The 14,848-nt window shown below is 68.5% G+C and carries 15 protein-coding genes; 7 read left to right on the forward strand and 8 right to left on the reverse strand.

What is annotated here, in order from left to right; translation table 11 throughout:
• Positions 1 to 13: 13 nt before the first annotated feature.
• Entirely contained in the window at positions 14 to 1,576 is a 1,563-nt protein-coding gene (locus GH660_RS15825) for a glycerol-3-phosphate dehydrogenase/oxidase (RefSeq protein ID WP_194266335.1), read from the reverse strand.
• On the reverse strand, positions 1,576 to 3,084 hold the full coding sequence (gene glpK / locus GH660_RS15830; protein ID WP_153147676.1) for a glycerol kinase GlpK: 1,509 nt from the start codon (positions 3,082 to 3,084) through the stop codon (positions 1,576 to 1,578). The genes GH660_RS15825 and glpK overlap by 1 nt, the downstream gene beginning before the upstream one ends.
• 230 nt (positions 3,085 to 3,314) lie before the next feature.
• On the opposite strand from glpK, the gene GH660_RS15835 reads away from it, so the two are divergent.
• The 5 genes from GH660_RS15835 (at position 3,315) to GH660_RS15855 (ending at position 10,802) form a co-directional block, all read left to right on the forward strand.
• The gene (locus GH660_RS15835) at positions 3,315 to 3,551 is read left to right on the forward strand and encodes a type II toxin-antitoxin system CcdA family antitoxin (RefSeq protein WP_153147678.1); all 237 of its coding nucleotides are present in this window, start codon (positions 3,315 to 3,317) and stop codon (positions 3,549 to 3,551) included.
• Positions 3,551 to 3,850, forward strand: coding sequence for a CcdB family protein (locus GH660_RS15840; RefSeq protein ID WP_153147680.1), 300 nt, complete (start codon positions 3,551 to 3,553; stop codon positions 3,848 to 3,850). The genes GH660_RS15835 and GH660_RS15840 overlap by 1 nt, the downstream gene beginning before the upstream one ends.
• 81 nt (positions 3,851 to 3,931) lie before the next feature.
• Positions 3,932 to 4,789 (forward strand): putative RNA methyltransferase, encoded by an 858-nt coding sequence (locus GH660_RS15845; RefSeq protein ID WP_153147682.1) that lies wholly within the window; start codon positions 3,932 to 3,934, stop codon positions 4,787 to 4,789.
• A gap of 84 nt (positions 4,790 to 4,873) precedes the next feature.
• Positions 4,874 to 8,806, forward strand: a complete 3,933-nt coding sequence (purL, locus tag GH660_RS15850) for a phosphoribosylformylglycinamidine synthase (protein ID WP_153147684.1) — start codon at positions 4,874 to 4,876, stop codon at positions 8,804 to 8,806.
• Positions 8,807 to 9,002: 196 nt separating this feature from the next.
• Positions 9,003 to 10,802: a toll/interleukin-1 receptor domain-containing protein gene (locus GH660_RS15855; RefSeq protein WP_153147685.1), complete on the forward strand. Its 1,800-nt coding sequence runs from the start codon at positions 9,003 to 9,005 to the stop codon at positions 10,800 to 10,802.
• A 61-nt stretch (positions 10,803 to 10,863) separates the two neighbouring features.
• Here the strand turns inward: GH660_RS15855 and GH660_RS15860 are convergent, their stop codons facing one another.
• The 5 genes from GH660_RS15860 to GH660_RS17930 all read right to left on the reverse strand — a co-directional run bounded on the left by GH660_RS15860 (position 10,864) and on the right by GH660_RS17930 (position 13,639).
• On the reverse strand, positions 10,864 to 11,484 hold the full coding sequence (locus tag GH660_RS15860) for a phosphatase PAP2-related protein (protein WP_153147687.1): 621 nt from the start codon (positions 11,482 to 11,484) through the stop codon (positions 10,864 to 10,866).
• A 3-nt stretch (positions 11,485 to 11,487) separates the two neighbouring features.
• A complete protein-coding gene (locus GH660_RS17925; RefSeq protein ID WP_194266337.1) occupies positions 11,488 to 12,228 on the reverse strand; it encodes a hypothetical protein in 741 nt (246 codons plus the stop codon).
• An 84-nt stretch (positions 12,229 to 12,312) separates the two neighbouring features.
• Positions 12,313 to 12,660, reverse strand: a complete 348-nt coding sequence (locus tag GH660_RS15870; RefSeq protein ID WP_153147688.1) for a CZB domain-containing protein — start codon at positions 12,658 to 12,660, stop codon at positions 12,313 to 12,315.
• Positions 12,661 to 12,749: 89 nt separating this feature from the next.
• Positions 12,750 to 13,307, reverse strand: a complete 558-nt coding sequence (locus tag GH660_RS15875; protein ID WP_153147691.1) for an O-acetyl-ADP-ribose deacetylase — start codon at positions 13,305 to 13,307, stop codon at positions 12,750 to 12,752.
• 167 nt (positions 13,308 to 13,474) lie between these two features.
• Entirely contained in the window at positions 13,475 to 13,639 is a 165-nt protein-coding gene (locus GH660_RS17930) for a hypothetical protein (protein ID WP_194266338.1), read from the reverse strand.
• Positions 13,640 to 13,792: 153 nt separating this feature from the next.
• On the opposite strand from GH660_RS17930, the gene GH660_RS15880 reads away from it, so the two are divergent.
• Together GH660_RS15880 and GH660_RS15885 are read left to right on the forward strand one after the other, a co-directional pair.
• A complete protein-coding gene (locus GH660_RS15880; protein WP_153147693.1) occupies positions 13,793 to 14,029 on the forward strand; it encodes a hypothetical protein in 237 nt (78 codons plus the stop codon).
• Between the two features lie 77 nt (positions 14,030 to 14,106).
• Complete coding sequence (locus GH660_RS15885) at positions 14,107 to 14,523, forward strand: hemerythrin domain-containing protein (RefSeq protein ID WP_153147695.1); 417 nt, start codon at positions 14,107 to 14,109, stop codon at positions 14,521 to 14,523.
• On the opposite strand, the gene GH660_RS15890 is transcribed toward GH660_RS15885, so the two are convergent.
• Positions 14,429 to 14,830, reverse strand: coding sequence for a DUF2917 domain-containing protein (locus tag GH660_RS15890; protein ID WP_153147696.1), 402 nt, complete (start codon positions 14,828 to 14,830; stop codon positions 14,429 to 14,431). The two genes, GH660_RS15885 and GH660_RS15890, sit on opposite strands and share 95 nt — an antisense overlap.
• Positions 14,831 to 14,848: the final 18 nt, after the last annotated feature.

Consider the following 14,848-nt stretch of genomic DNA (forward strand, 5'->3'; position numbering starts at 1 on the left):
AACCGCGAGTGTTCTATGGCGCGGGAAGGCAGCGCCGTGCGCTTTCGTGCGCCGCCGCGATCAGCGCGGCAAGCCGCGCCGGGGGCGGGGCGAGTTCCTCGGCGAAGATTTCGGCGACACGCCCGATAGCCGCCTCGGCCGCCCTCGCATCGAGGACCAGGGCGCGCGTGCGGCGCGCCAGCACGTCCTCGATCGTCCGCGCCGCTTCGTGGCGGATGGCGAAGCGGACCATCGCCTCGCTGTGGGGCAGCGCCGGGTGCAGGGGGATGTCGTGGCCGGGCAGGGCGGCCAGTTGCGGGGCGTCGGTGCCATAGACGTCGCCGGTCGGCCGGTCGGGGCAGCCGTGCAGCTTCAGCGTCGTGGTCGGGCAGGGAACGGCGGGCAGGCCGGCGAGGCGGGCGGCGCGGTCGACGACCTGTTCGGCCATCAGCCGGTAGGTCGTCCATTTGCCGCCGGTGACGGTGAGCAGGCCGCTGTCGCTGACCAGCACCGCGTGCTCGCGCGGCAGGGCGGCGGTGTCGCGGGCGTCGGCGTGGTCCGGGTGGAGCAGCGGGCGCAGGCCGGCGAAGGCGCTGCGGATGTCGGCGCGGGTCGGCGGCCGGGTCAGCACGCCGGCGACGGTGCGCAGCAGGAAGTCGATCTCGGCGGCGAGCGGCTGCGGGTCGTCGAGGTCGTGCAGGTCAGGGCGCGGGGTGTCGGTCGTGCCGATCAGCACCTTGCCCTGCCAGGGAATGACGAACAGGACGCGGCCGTCGGCGGTTTGCGGAAGCAGCAGCGCCTGCCAGCCGGGCAGGAAGCCGGCATCGACGACGAGGTGGATGCCCTGGCTGTGGGTCAGCAGCGGCGGCGACTCCGGGTCGTCGAAGCGGCGCACGTCGTCGGCATGGACGCCGGTGGCGTTGATGACGACGCGGGCGGCGACCGCGAATTCCTCGCCGCTTTCCGCATCGCGCAGCGCGGCGCCGGTGACGCGCCCGTCGTTCGCCTTGAGCAGCCGGGTCGCCGGCAGGTAGTTGAGGCAGGTCGCGCCGCGGTCGCTCGCCGTGCGCATCAGCGCGATCGCCAGGCGGGCGTCGTCGAACTGGCCGTCCCAGTAGCGGATGCCGCCGCACAGGCCGTCGCTGCGCAGGCCGGGCAGGGCGGCGATGACGTCCCGGCGGTCCAGGCTGCGCGAGGCGGCCAGGTTGTGCGCGCCGGCCAGCAGGTCGTAGAGTTTGAGGCCGGCGCCGTAGTAGATGCGGTCGACGCGGCGCCAGGCGGGGATGACGAAGGCCAGCGGATGCACTAGGTGGGCCGCGTTCACCAGCAGGTGCGCGCGTTCGTGCAGGGCGTGGCGCACCAGGCCGAGTTCGCCCTGGCGCAGGTAGCGCACGCCGCCGTGGATCAGCTTGGTGCTGCGCGACGAGGTGCCGGCGGCGAAGTCGCGCGCTTCGACGAGCAGTGTGCGATAGCCGCGGGCGGCGGCGTCGACGGCAGTCCCGAGGCCGGTGGCGCCGCCGCCGATGACCAGCACGTCCCACGGGCGCGCCTCGCGCAGGGCGGCGAGACCGTCTTCCCGGCGGGCGGGACCGTCCATCAGCCGCCTTGGGCCCAGTTGAGGGTGCGTTCGACGGCGCGCTGCCAGTCGGCGAAGAGCGCCGCCCGGCGGTCGCCGGACATCGCCGGTTCGAAGCGGCGTTCGGCGCGCCACAGGGCGGCCAGTTCTGCCTCGTCCTGCCAGTAGCCGACCGCCAGGCCGGCCAGATAGGCGGCGCCGAGGGCGGTGGTCTCGGTGACCTGCGGCCGCACCACCGGGACGCCGAGCAGGTCGGCCTGGAACTGCATCAGCAGGTCGTTCCTGGCGGCGCCGCCGTCGACGCGCACTTCGCTCAGGCGCCGCCCGGCGTCCTTCTCCATCGCCAGGAGCACCTCGGCGCTCTGGAAGGCGATGGCCTCGAGCGCGGCGCGCGCGACGTGGGCGCGGGTCGTGCCACGCGTCATGCCGAACAGGGCGCCGCGGGCGAACGGGTCCCAGTAGGGCGCGCCGAGGCCGGTGTGCGCCGGTACCAGATAGACGCCGCCGTTGTCGGGCACGCTGGCGGCGAGCGCCTCGACCTCGCCGGCGCTGGCGATCAGCCCGAGGCCGTCGCGCAGCCATTGCACGGTGGCGCCACCCATGAAGACGCTGCCTTCGAGCAGGTAGCTGGCGCGGCCGCCGAGCTGCCAGCCGACCGTGGCGAGCAACTGGTGGCGCGAGGCCATCGGTTCGTCGCCGGTGTTCATCAACAGGAAGCAGCCGGTGCCGTAGGTGTTCTTGGCCATGCCGCGCGCCAGGCAGGCCTGCCCGAAGGTCGCCGCCTGCTGGTCGCCGATCAGGCTGCACAGCGGAATCGGCGCGCCCAGCCAGGCGGGGTCGAGGGTCGCGCTGTGTTCGCTACTGTCGACGACCGTCGGCAGCAGCGCCGGCGGAATGTCGAGGAGGCCGAGCAGTTCGTCGTCCCAGCAGCGGCGGTGGATGTCGAAAAGCAGGGTGCGCGAGGCGTTCGACGGGTCGGTGACGTGCCGGCGGCCGCCCGAGAGTTTCCACGCCAGCCAGCTGTCGATGGTGCCGCAGGCGAGTTCGCCGCGCTCGGCGCGGGCACGGGCGCCGGGCACGTGGTCGAGCAGCCACTTCAGCTTGGTGCCGGAGAAATAGGCGTCGACGACGAGGCCGGTGCGCGCGCGGAACAGTTCGGCATGGCCGGCCGCCCGCAGTTCGTCGCAGATGCCGGCGGTGCGCCGGTCCTGCCAGACGATGGCGCGGTGCACCGGTTCGCCGCTGGTGCGGTCCCACAGGACGGTCGTTTCGCGCTGGTTGGTGATGCCGGCGGCGGCTACCTGCGTCGCCGCGATGCCGTTGTCGCGCAGCACGGCCTGCGCCACGGCGAGCTGCGCCTGCCAGATTTCCCCGGCGTCGTGCTCGACCCAGCCGGGCCGCGGGTAATGCTGGGTGATTTCGCGCTGCGCGACGCCGTGGATATTGCCGTGCCGGTCGAACAGGATGGCGCGGGCGCTGGTGGTGCCCTGGTCGAGCGCGAGGATGAACTGGTCGGGACAGGCTGGCATGATGCTCTCCGGCAGGCGGTTTCGCGCCAGTATAGCCGGCTAGCCGGCGGTGCCGGCGGGCGAAAATCGGGCCCAATCGGCGGTCGACCGCAGCAATGCGGATTCGGCCCGGAGATTTTCGGTCACTGGCAATGGAACATGAGTTTTGTGAATACATGTTGCAATTCATGCGCATGAATGCCAATATTTTCCTGTCGATTTAACAGTGCCTATCCATGTCGAATAATCCATTGCCAGCATCGAACAGCGCCCGCAAGGCGACCAATGTTTCATTGGACGAAGCCTTGCTGGCCGAGGCGAAATTGCTGCGCATCAATGTCTCCCAAGCTGCCGAGGCAGGCCTGGCGCAAGCCGTCGCCGCGCGGCGGGCGGAACTCTGGCTGGCCGAAAATCGCGAAGCGCTGGAAAGCTCCAACGCCTATGTCGAGCAGAACGGTCTTCCGCTGGTCGCTTACCGGAGCTTCTAATGCCGCGCTTCGCCGTCTATCGGAATCCGGAAGGTGTCGGCTACCTGCTGGATATTCAGGCCGACCTGCTCAGCCACCTGAATACGCGCGTCGTCGTTCCGCTGTTGCCGCTCGCTGTCGCGCCCAAGCCGGCCAGCACGCTCAATCCGGTCTTCGAGATCGAAGGTGCCAGCGTCTGCATGGTGACGCAATTCATGGCGGCTGTGCCGGCACAGATGCTCAAGAGCCCGATGTTCAGCCTGGAGAGTAGGCGCAACGACATTACGGCGGCCATCGACTTGTTGTTTCAGGGGTTTTGAGCGAATGACGGCTTGGGTTGCGGTCGACAGCGAAAAGCTGGCCGATTTCGAACGAAAGAGATTGGCGGCTCGTCTGGAACAATGCCGCTGAACATCCTCCCCTTCCAGGCGCTGGCCTGCCCGCTGGACGGCGCGCCGCTGCACCGTCACGGTGCGGCCTGGCGCTGCGCTGCCGGCCACAGTTTCGATGTCGCCGGTCCCGGCTATGTCCATCTGCTGCCCGTCCAGAACAAGCGTTCGCGCGATCCGGGCGACAGCAGGGAGATGGTCGCGGCGCGCCGGCGCTTCCTCAACGCCGGCCATTACCAGCCGATCGCCGCCGCGGTCGCCCGCGCCGCGCTGGCCGAACTGCCGGCCACTGGCGTCGTCAGCTGTCTCGATGCCGGCAGCGGCGAGGGCTACTACCTTCGCCAGTTGGCCGCGACGCCGGGGAACGGCCGGACGCTGGCGCTGCTCGGGCTCGACATCTCCAAGTGGGCGGTCCAGGCGGCGGCGAAGCAGGATGGCCGGCCGGGCTGGGTCGTCGGCAGCAACGCCAACCTGCCGGTGCTGCCGGGCACGCTCGACCGCGTGCTGTGCCTGTTCGGCTTTCCGGTCTATGGCGAGTTCGCCCGCGTGCTGAAGGCGGACGGCCAGTTGCTGCAGGTCGATGCCGGGCCGGACCACCTGCGGGAACTGCGCGCCATCATCTATCCGCGGCCGAAGCCCGAGCGCACCGGCGAGGCGCCGGCGCCGCCGGGCTTCACCCGCCTGGCCGAAGAAAGCGTCCGCTATTCCCTGCATCTCGACGGCCCGGAGCCGATCGCCGACCTGCTGGCGATGACGCCGCATCTCTATCGCGCCAGTGCCGAAGGGCGCGCCCGGGCGGCGGCGCTGACGGCGCTGTCGCTTACCGTCGATGTGCGCCTGGTGCGGCTGGGGCGGGATCCCGCGCGCTGAGCGCATTCGGCCTGCCCGGCGCCGGCGCCCCCGCGGCCTCGGGTATAATGCCGGCCTCTCCGCCTAACCCGAAATTCCCTCCCCATGGCCGACATTCTTTGCCTCAAGGGCGACGCCGCCTTTTCCGCCTTTCGCCTGCAACGCCTGCTTGCCCGCCTGACCACGGCCGTGGCCGACATCGAGGCGGTGACCGCCGACTATTGGCACGTCGTCGCGCAGAAGCGGGCGCTGTCCGCCGACGAGCGTGCCAAGCTGGCGAAGCTGCTGGAAGAAGTGCCGGCCGGCGCGGACAAGGGCGAGCTGTTCCTGGTCGCGCCGCGCATCGGCACCATTTCGCCGTGGTCGTCGAAGGCCACCGACATTGCCTTCAACTGCGACCTGGAGCCGGCGATCGAGCGCATCGAGCGTGTCGTCGCCTTCCATGTGGTCTTGAAGCAAAACCGGGCGTTGATCGCAGAAGAGCGCAAAACCGTCGCCGGCCTGCTGCACGACCGCATGACCGAATCGGTGCTGCCCGGTTTCGATGCCGCCGGCGAACTGTTCCGCCATTTCGCGCCGAAGCCGCTGGCTACGGTCGACGTGCTGCAAGGGGGCAAAACCGCGCTGGTCGAGGCCAATGCTTCGCTCGGCCTGGCGCTGTCCGACGACGAAATCGACTACCTGCTCGACATCTTCACCAAGGCCGGCCGCAACCCGACCGACGTCGAACTGATGATGTTCGCCCAGGCCAATTCCGAGCACTGCCGGCACAAGATTTTCAACGCCTCGTGGGTCATCGACGGTGAAGCCAAGGACAAGACGCTGTTCGGCATGATCCGGGAAACGCACCAGGCCAACCCGCAAGGCACGGTGATGGCCTACGCCGATAATGCCTCGATCATCGAGGGGGCGACCATCCAGCGCTTCTACCCGGACGCCAACCGCGGCTACAGCTACAAGGAAGAGCTGACCCACATCCTGACCAAGGTCGAGACGCACAACCACCCGACGGCGATTTCGCCCTTCCCGGGTGCGTCGACCGGCAGCGGCGGCGAAATCCGCGACGAAGGCGCCACCGGCAAGGGCTCCAAGCCGAAGGCCGGCCTGTGCGGCTTCTCGGTCTCCAACCTCAACCTGCCGGATGCGGCGCAGCCCTGGGAAAAGGCCTACGGCCGCCCGTCGCGCATCGCATCGGCCCTCGACATCATGCTCGAAGGCCCGATCGGTGCCGCCGCCTTCAACAACGAATTCGGCCGCCCGAACCTGACCGGCTATTTCCGCACCTACGAACAGGACGTCGCCGGCACGGTGCGCGGCTACCACAAGCCGATCATGATCGCCGGCGGCCTCGGTTCCATCCAGGCTGAGCAGTCGTTCAAGGAAGAAACCTTCCCGGTCGGCACGCTGTTCGTGCAACTGGGCGGCCCCGGGATGCTGATCGGCCTCGGCGGCGGTGCCGCCTCGTCGATGACGGCCGGCGTCAATGCCGAAGACCTCGATTTCGCCTCCGTCCAGCGCGGCAACCCGGAAATCCAGCGGCGTGCCCAGGAAGTCATCGACCGCTGCTGGCAGATGGGCAAGGACAATCCGATCCTCTCCGTGCACGACGTCGGTGCCGGCGGCGTCTCCAACGCCCTGCCGGAACTGGCCCACTCGGGCGGCGTTGGCGCCAAGTTCGACCTGCGCAAGGTGCCGACCCTGGAGCCGGGCATGTCGCCGGCCGAGATCTGGTCGAACGAATCGCAGGAGCGCTATGTGCTGGCCATCCCGCCGAACCGCATTGGCGAGTTCCAGGAGATGTGCGAGCGCGAGCGCTGCCCCTTTGCCGTGGTCGGCGAAGCGACCGGTGATGGCCACCTGACGGTGACCGACGACCATTTCGGCGTCAATCCGGTCGACATGGAAATGGAAGCGCTGCTCGGCAAGCCGCCGCGCATGACGCGCGACGTGACCAGCCAGTCGTCCACGTTCGTGCCGTTTGATTCGGTTTCCATCGAACTCAAGGACGCCGCCTACCGCCTGATGCGTCTGCCGACCATCGCCGACAAGACCTTCCTGATCTCAATCGGCGATCGCTCGGTCGGCGGCATGACCGCCCGCGACCAGATGGTCGGCCCGTGGCAGGTGCCGGTGGCCGACGTCGCCGTCACCACGATGGGCTACCAGGGTTATCTCGGCGAAGCCTTCGCCATGGGCGAGCGTACGCCGCTTGCCGTGCTTGACGCGCCGGCTTCGGGCCGCATGGCGATCGGCGAGGCGCTGACCAACCTGGCCGCCGCCGACATCGGCGAGCTCGGCAAGGTCAAGCTGTCGGCCAACTGGATGGCGCCCTGCGGCGTGCCGGGCGAGGATGCCCGCCTTTTCGACACCGTCGAGGCGGTGTCCGACCTGTGCAAAGCGATTGGCGTGTCGATCCCGGTCGGCAAGGATTCGCTGTCGATGCGCACCGCCTGGGAAGAGCAGGGCGAGAAGAAGCAGGTGGTGTCGCCACTGTCGCTGATCGTCACTTCCTTTGCCGCCGTCGACGACGTGCGCAAGACCAAGACCCCGCAACTGGCCGTCGATCAGGGCGAAACCGAACTGCTGCTGCTCGACCTCGGCCACAATCGTCTCGGCGGCTCGGCCCTGGCCCAGGTCTATAACGCGACCGGCAGCGATGCGCCGGACGTCGATGATCCGGCCAAGCTGAAGGGCCTGTTCGACGCCGTCCAGAAGCTGAACCGCGACGGCCTGCTGCTCGCCTATCATGACCGTTCCGACGGCGGCCTGTTCGTCGCTGCCTGCGAAATGGCCTTCGCCAGCCGGCGCGGCGTGTCGCTCGACCTCGACGGCCTGTGCTTCGATGCCGCCGCGCTCGATGTCGATGGCGCCGAGAAGCGTCCGGACCTGATGGCCGGACGCGATTTCGAAAACATCGTCCGCGCCCTGTTCAACGAGGAACTGGGCGCCCTGATCCAGATCCGCCGCGCCGACCGCGAGAAGGTCACGCCGATCCTGCGCGCCAGCGGCGTGCCGTATCACTTCGTCGGCACCATGAACGAGTGGGACGAAATCCGCGTCACCCGCAACGCCAAGCGCGTGCTGCGTGAAAAGCGCGTCGACCTGCAGCGCGCCTGGTCCGAGACCAGCTACCAGATGCAGGCGATGCGCGACAACCCGAGCTGCGCGCAGCAGGAATTCGACCGCATCCTCGACACGACCGACCCCGGCCTGACGCCGAAGGTGACCTTCGATCCACAGGACGATTTCACCAAGGTCTACCAAGATCTCAGCGGCCGGCCACGCGTCGCCATCCTGCGCGAGCAGGGCGTCAACAGCCATTACGAAATGGCTGCCGCCTTCGACCGAGCAGGCTTTGCTGCGGTCGACGTCCATATGAGCGACATTCTCGCCGGCCGCGTCACACTGAAGGATTTCAAGGGCCTCGTCGCCTGTGGCGGCTTCTCCTACGGCGACGTCCTTGGTGCCGGCCAGGGCTGGGCCAAGACCATCCTGATGCACGACGGCTGCCGCGACGAGTTCGCTGCCTTCTTCAACCGCCCGGACACCTTCGCGCTGGGCGTCTGCAACGGCTGCCAGATGATGAGCGCGCTGAAGTCCATCATCCCCGGCGCCGAACACTGGCCGGCCTTCCGCCGCAATAAGGTCGAGCAGTTCGAGGCGCGTTTCGTGATGACTGAAATCCTCGATTCGCCGTCGATCTTCTTCGCCGGCATGGAGGGCTCGCAAGTGCCCATCGTCGTCTCGCATGGCGAAGGCCGCGCTGTGTTCGCCAATGCCGACGACCAGGCAAAGTGCCTGTCGGCCGTCCGCTACGTCGACAACAAGGGCGAGCCGACCGAGGTTTATCCCTATAACCCGAACGGTTCGCCGGGCGGCTTGACGGCGGTGACAACCGCCGACGGCCGCTTCACGATCATGATGCCGCACCCCGAGCGCGTCTTCCGCACCGTGCAGATGTCCTGGCACCCGGAGAGCTGGGGCGAGGATTCGCCGTGGATGCGCATGTTCCGTAACGCGCGGCGCTGGGTGGGTTGATCGGCCTGAAACCGTTTGCATAACCCGGCGGGAACTTCCGGGTCGCATTGTCGTCCTCTGTACAGGTTCGCCGGCGCCGGCGCCGGCGCTGGCGTGGGTTGCGGCGCGCCGGGCGATGACGCATGATGGCAAAAGGCGCCACCGCTGCGGCCTGTAGCGAATATCGGCGGCCCGGGATGAAAGGGGGCAGTCTGGCATGGACGGCATTTTCATCAGCTATCGACGCGACGATTCGGCAGGGTATGCCGGTCGTCTCTACGATCGTCTGGTCGCCGTCTTCGGTCCCGAGCGCGTCTTCATGGATGTCGAGGGGATCGAGCCCGGCCTTGATTTCGTGGAAGCCATCGAAGATGCGGTGAGTTCGTGCCGCGTGCTGATCGCCGTGATCGGCGACGAATGGACCACCGCTGCCGACGCCGCCGGCCGGCGGCGGCTCGACGATCCCAACGACTTCATCCGCCTGGAAACCGGGGCCGCCCTGAAGCGCGGGATTCGCGTGGTGCCGGTGCTGGTCGGCGGTGCGCTCATGCCGCAGACCGCCGACCTGCCCGAGGACCTGAAGTCGCTGACCCGGCGCCAGGCCATCGAGATCACCCACAAGCAGTGGGAAGCTTCGACCGGCGAGTTGATCCATACGCTGGAGAATATTCTCAAGGCGCCGCCGGTCGATGCCGCGGGCAAAACGCCTCCGGCCTCCCGGGCGACCCCCGAGCCGGCTGCCATTCCGACGGCGGCCGGCAGCGGCAGCGATGCGGCGAACGTGGAGAAATCCCGACGCTGGGTGGTGCCGGCTGCCGTTGCGGCGGTTGCCTTGATCGTCGCCGGCCTGTGGGCGACATTCGGCGACCGGGGGACGGCTGGCCGCGGCGAGCCGGCGCCAGCGGCGCCGAGCACCGAGGCCCCCGTGGCCAAGGCGCCATCCGGACCGCCAGGCGCCACTCGGCCGGCGCCGCCCGCGCCGGCTACCGTGGTTCCGCCGACCGCCGCTCCGGCGGCACCAGTCGCACCCGTCTCGCCGGCTGCCACGCCGGTCGCGCCGCGCCGGCCCGAACCGGAACCCGCGCCCCGGCCGGAACCGGCTATCACACCGGCCGTACCGGTAGCACCGGTTACGCCGGCTGTCGCACCGCCGCCGACCATTCGCGAGTTCCGTGCCGACGTGACCGCCTCGCGCATGCGCCTGTGCTACCGGGTGAGCAATGCCGAGAGCCTGACGCTGTCGCCACGTCCGGGCGAGCTGAGCAATACCGCCAGCGACTGCGTCGATGTCGCGGTCGATGCGCCAACGACCTTCACGCTGACCGCCCGCGGCGGCGACGTGACCGCGCGCAAGACGCTGGTGCTGGCGCCGAAAACCGAGCGCACCGTCGCCCCGGCAGAAACGCCGGCCAAGGTGACGGCCCCGGAGGCCGGCGTTTCTGCGATGCTGCCGGTCAGAGGGGAGCGCTGGACCTACCGCTCTTCGGGCAAGTGGCCGACCAGCCCGAAACGGCGTTTCGAAATCGTCGCGCAGTCGGTCGCCGACAATGTCGTCACCGACGAACTGCGGCTGCTCGAACCGGAGAGCGGCAGCGAGGTGCGCCGGGGACGCGGCAACCAGCCCGATTTCATCGCTTGGAACGCGATCGGTCCGGAGTTCAGCCCCTATTTCGGCGCCTTTGTCGACCTCGCGCGGCAGAGTCCGCTCGGCAACCTGCCGACCCCGGACCTGCACCCGCAATGGCGGAACTGGTATTCCAAGGCGGAAGTCGTCGGCCGCGAATCCGTGAGCGTTCCCGCCGGCACCTTCAACGCCTTCAAGATCGAGGTGTGGAGCAGCCGCAATCGGACCGGCTCGCAGACCGAGGCCCAGATGGAGCCGGTGCGGGTCAATTACCTGATCTGGTACGCCCCGGAGATCAAGCGCTACGTGCGGATGCAGCGTGTCATCTCGACGGTGGCCAGCAGCGAAAGCGAAAAGGATGTGTTCGAACTGGTGAACCACCGTTTGCCGTAAGGCGCGTATTGCCTGGTGGCCGGCGATCCGAATGCGAGCGGCAGTCGCCTGCCGGCGATGCTCAGGCAGGCCAGAAGAGGGCGGCCACTGTCGTTGCCGCGAACAACCCGGCGAGGACGTCCAGCGTCCAGTGGGCGCGCAGGACGATCACCAGCGCCATCTGGAGGGCGGCCAAGGTCGCGCCGAGGCAGGTCAGGGCGGGGATGCCGAGACCGGCCAGCTGGATGGCGCCGAACACCGCCAGCGCCGTGTGGCCGGAAAAGAAGAAGTCGTTGCCGACGGCATAAGTGACGAACAGGCTCGGGAAGCCGGGGTGGCGCCAGATGATGCCGGGCGGCGCCGGCAGCGCGACCGCCGCCTGGCAGAGCTGGCGCAGGACGAACAGGCAGAGCAGCCCCCAGAAGGGGGCGAAGCTGGGGCCGAGCACGGCGTAGGCGAGGACGAACAGGGTGACCGCGTCGACCGCCAGCGAACTGCCGATCAGCATGACGTTCGCCGCTCGCGGATGGCCGTGCAGCCAGGCGTTGGCGCCGGCGGTCAGCTGGTGCAGGCTGTCGCTGATCGTCTGCTCGGCCAGGGGGCGCTGGCCGATCAGGCGCTGGGTGACGAACCAGGCGACGAGGCCGGCGGCGATGCCGAGCAGGCGCAGGGCGATGGTGGCGAGCGGCGGCAGCTCGGGCATCGTTCAGGCGTCGCCGGTGACGACGCGCGCGGCCCCCTCGCTGCGTTCCAGTTCGATGCGGCGGGCGGGAATCCCGGCCCAGGTTTCGCCGGCCGGGATGGAGGTGTTGGGCAGCACGAAGGAGCCGGCGAGCACCTTCGCCTTTTCGCCGACTTCGACGCCGCCCATGATGATTGCCCGCAGCCCGATCGTCGCCCCGGCGCGGAGGCGGACCGGGGCGATCACCAGGTAGCCGCCCTGGGCATAGTGGGCCATGATGCTGGCCGTGCCGCCGATCGTCACGCCGTCCTCCATCTCGATCATCGACGGGTCGGCGATGGCCGTCGAATTGATGGTGACGTTGCGCCCGATCTTCATGCCCATCAACCGGTAGTAGAGCTGGGCGAAGGGCGAAGGCGTCACGAATTCGAGAAACGAATAGCGGACGATCAGCGTCAGCGTGCAGTGGACGTACCAGCGCAATGCCGCGAGCGACACGGCGGAGCCGCGATAGGCCCGCAGGCGCCCGCCGAGGAGCAGGTTGAGCGCCGGGGCGACGAGCAGCAGCGTCAGGCCGTAGGCGAAGTAGCTGGCGGCCAGCGCCAGACCGGTCAGCGGATGGCGCCAGCCGGATTCGACCGCGGCGATGGCGGGCGCGAATACATCGGTAAAGAGCCCTACGGCGACGCCGAGGGAAAGCCCGGCGGCGAGAATCGCCAGGGCGATGAATGGCAGGGGACCGAGGAGAGCCAGCAGTCTTTGCATGGGAAAGTCACTGCATCGTTGGAGGGGGCGAGCCGGCATGGCGTTCGCGATCAGGCCGGTGCCGGGGATAGGTCTCCGGAGGGCTCAGTCGTCCCGGTATTCGCGCAGCTTGTCCAGTTGCGTCACCAGCTGGTGCGAAGCCTCGTTCAGTTCGGGCAGCAGCAGGTCGGCGGCGTCGCCGAGGCCGTTGTTGCTGAGGTCGACGATGTCGTTGGCCAGGGCGTGGAAACGCTCGTGGGCGGCGGTCAGTTCCCGGAAGGCTGCTGATTCCGTGCCCTTGCCACCAGCCTCCCGCAGTGCCTGGGCGAGGGTGCAGGCACGGTGTTCGGAGAGCGGCATGTCGGCGTAGTCGCCGCCGGCGAAGGCGTTGAGGAACTGGCGTCGCCACTGGGTATGCGAGCGTATGGCGCCGTCGATGTCGATACGCTTCATGGGCTGGTTCTCCGGAGTTTATTGGTGTTTGTCGTTGCCGCAGGCTCGATTATGCCGCAGTGGCGCCGGGCGGCAAGCGATGCGGGCAGTCAGCGGGCAAACTGCTGGTGGGCGACGAAGGTTTCCAGCTGCGCGGCGTTGAAAAACACCAGCCTGACCTCGTCGATCGCAGCCGTTTCGGCGAGTGCCTCGTTCAGCGTCGTCGACACGACGACTGCCGCCGCCGCGGGCGGGTAGCCGTAGATGCCGGTGGAAATGGCCGGGAAGGCGACGGTCTTCAGTTCGAGACTGGCGGCCAGTGCGATGGCATTGCGGTAGCAGGCGGCAAGCAGGGCGGCTTCCTGGCCGCCGTGGCGCCCGTAGACCGGGCCGACGGTATGGATGACGTGGCGCGCAGGCAGTTCGCCGCCGACGGTGATGACCGCCTGGCCGGTCGGCAGGCCGTCGCGCCACAGACTGGCGCGCAGGGCGCGGCAGGCCGCGAGGATGGCCGGGCCGCCGCGGCGATGGATGGCGCCATCGACTCCGCCGCCGCCGAGCAGGCTGCTGTTGGCAGCATTGACGATGGCGTCGACGGCATGGTCGGTGAGGTCGCCGACATAAAGACGGACGCGGCCGTCGAGAAAATGGTGCAGGGCAGTGCTCATGGGGGGCGGTGAATGGCTATCAACCCATGATAGCCGCCACCTTTGCCTTTTTCGAGCCGCGCCCTGGCGCCTGGCCCGGAATCGCGCCTTTGCCGACGGTTGCGGTCGACCGCTGGAAAAGGCCAAAAAAACAAGGCCGCGCCGGATTCCGGCGCCGGAACCGGCGTTCAGCGGCGCGCGACGCGGGTGCGGCGGCGCCAGCAGGCCGGGGTCTGCAGGGCGGCGACGTCGGGGCCGCTGGCGCCGAAGATGGCGCGGGCGCGTTCGAGGCGGGCCTGCTCGTCGTGGGAGATGCCGGCAATCAGATCGAACCATTGTTGAAGACGTTTCATGATGGCGACTCCTTGGGGTTGTCGGTAGCTGTATGGATGAACAGTGTTCGTGTTCAGGCGCAGAATAGCCTAAAGCTGTATGAATGTACAGTATTCGAAAAATCTTTCTTCCGGAGTAGCCTGCGGCCATTGCCCAGCTGCGAAAGGCTCACCATGACGCGCGTGAAATCCGCCTGGCTGCCGCCAGCCGGTACCGTGGCCACCTACCTCGGCCGGAACCGGAAACTGACGCGCACCGTTCGGGTGATCGCCGAAGCGTCGGCCGGGCGCCTGGTGGTCGAGGCGATCGGCAGGCAGGGCGTGCCGGTCCGCATCACGATCAAGCAGGAAAATCTCAAGCCCTTGCCACCCGGCCTATTCGACCTGCTTGAACCGGCCCGGGCCTGCTGATCCTGCCGATTGCTGGACAAGCCCGCGCGCGGGCGCTAGGCTGACGGGAACGCTTTCTGCCGAAGGGGTGGGGTGCCATGACCGAGATGCTCGTTCCGACCGAGTTGTTGACCGGCATTGCCGAAATGGACGGCCAGCACGACCGTCTGTTCCAGGAGATGCTGCAGGTCAAGAATGCCTTGCTGGCGGTTTCCGACGACGACGCGCACGGCTTGGCGCTGCTTTCGCGACTGGCCGACGACCTGGTTCGGCACTATGCGTGGGAGGAGGCTGCCGCCCGCCGGTACGGCGTTCCGTTTGCCGACCATGCCCGCGAACACGCCCGGATGGCCGCGTTCGTGCAGGCCAAGATCGACGAGATCGAGCGCGGCGTGTGCAACATCCCCGCGCTGATGGTGTTCATGGAGCGGAAATTCGAATCCCATGTCGCGCATTTCGATCTGCAGCTGGGGCTTGCGCTCCAGGCAGCCAGGGCGGCGCGGGACGCAGCATAGTCCGTACCGTCGCCGGCCACGTGCCGGAAAGCTGGCGTAGCCCGGCCAGCCAGGTCTGCCGGAACGATCCGGGGGCCGGCCTGGCGATCCGGATGCTGCCGGCGCCGATGCTTTCAACGATGGCCAGTCCGTTGCCCTGCACGACATGTGTCTGAGCGGGCGCCAGGAAGGTGTCGCCGGGCTCGTCGGCGACGGTGATCCAGATGGTGCCGGCGGTGCACGTGATACGCACCCCGCGCGCGCCGCGCAGACTGAGCGGACTGTTGTCGGCGAGGCGGATTTCTCCCGAACCGAGATCGATCTTCATGGCTCTCTCCAGCGTTTG

Source organism: Dechloromonas sp. H13 (assembly GCF_009469615.1).
In the GTDB taxonomy this organism is placed as follows: domain Bacteria; phylum Pseudomonadota; class Gammaproteobacteria; order Burkholderiales; family Rhodocyclaceae; genus Azonexus.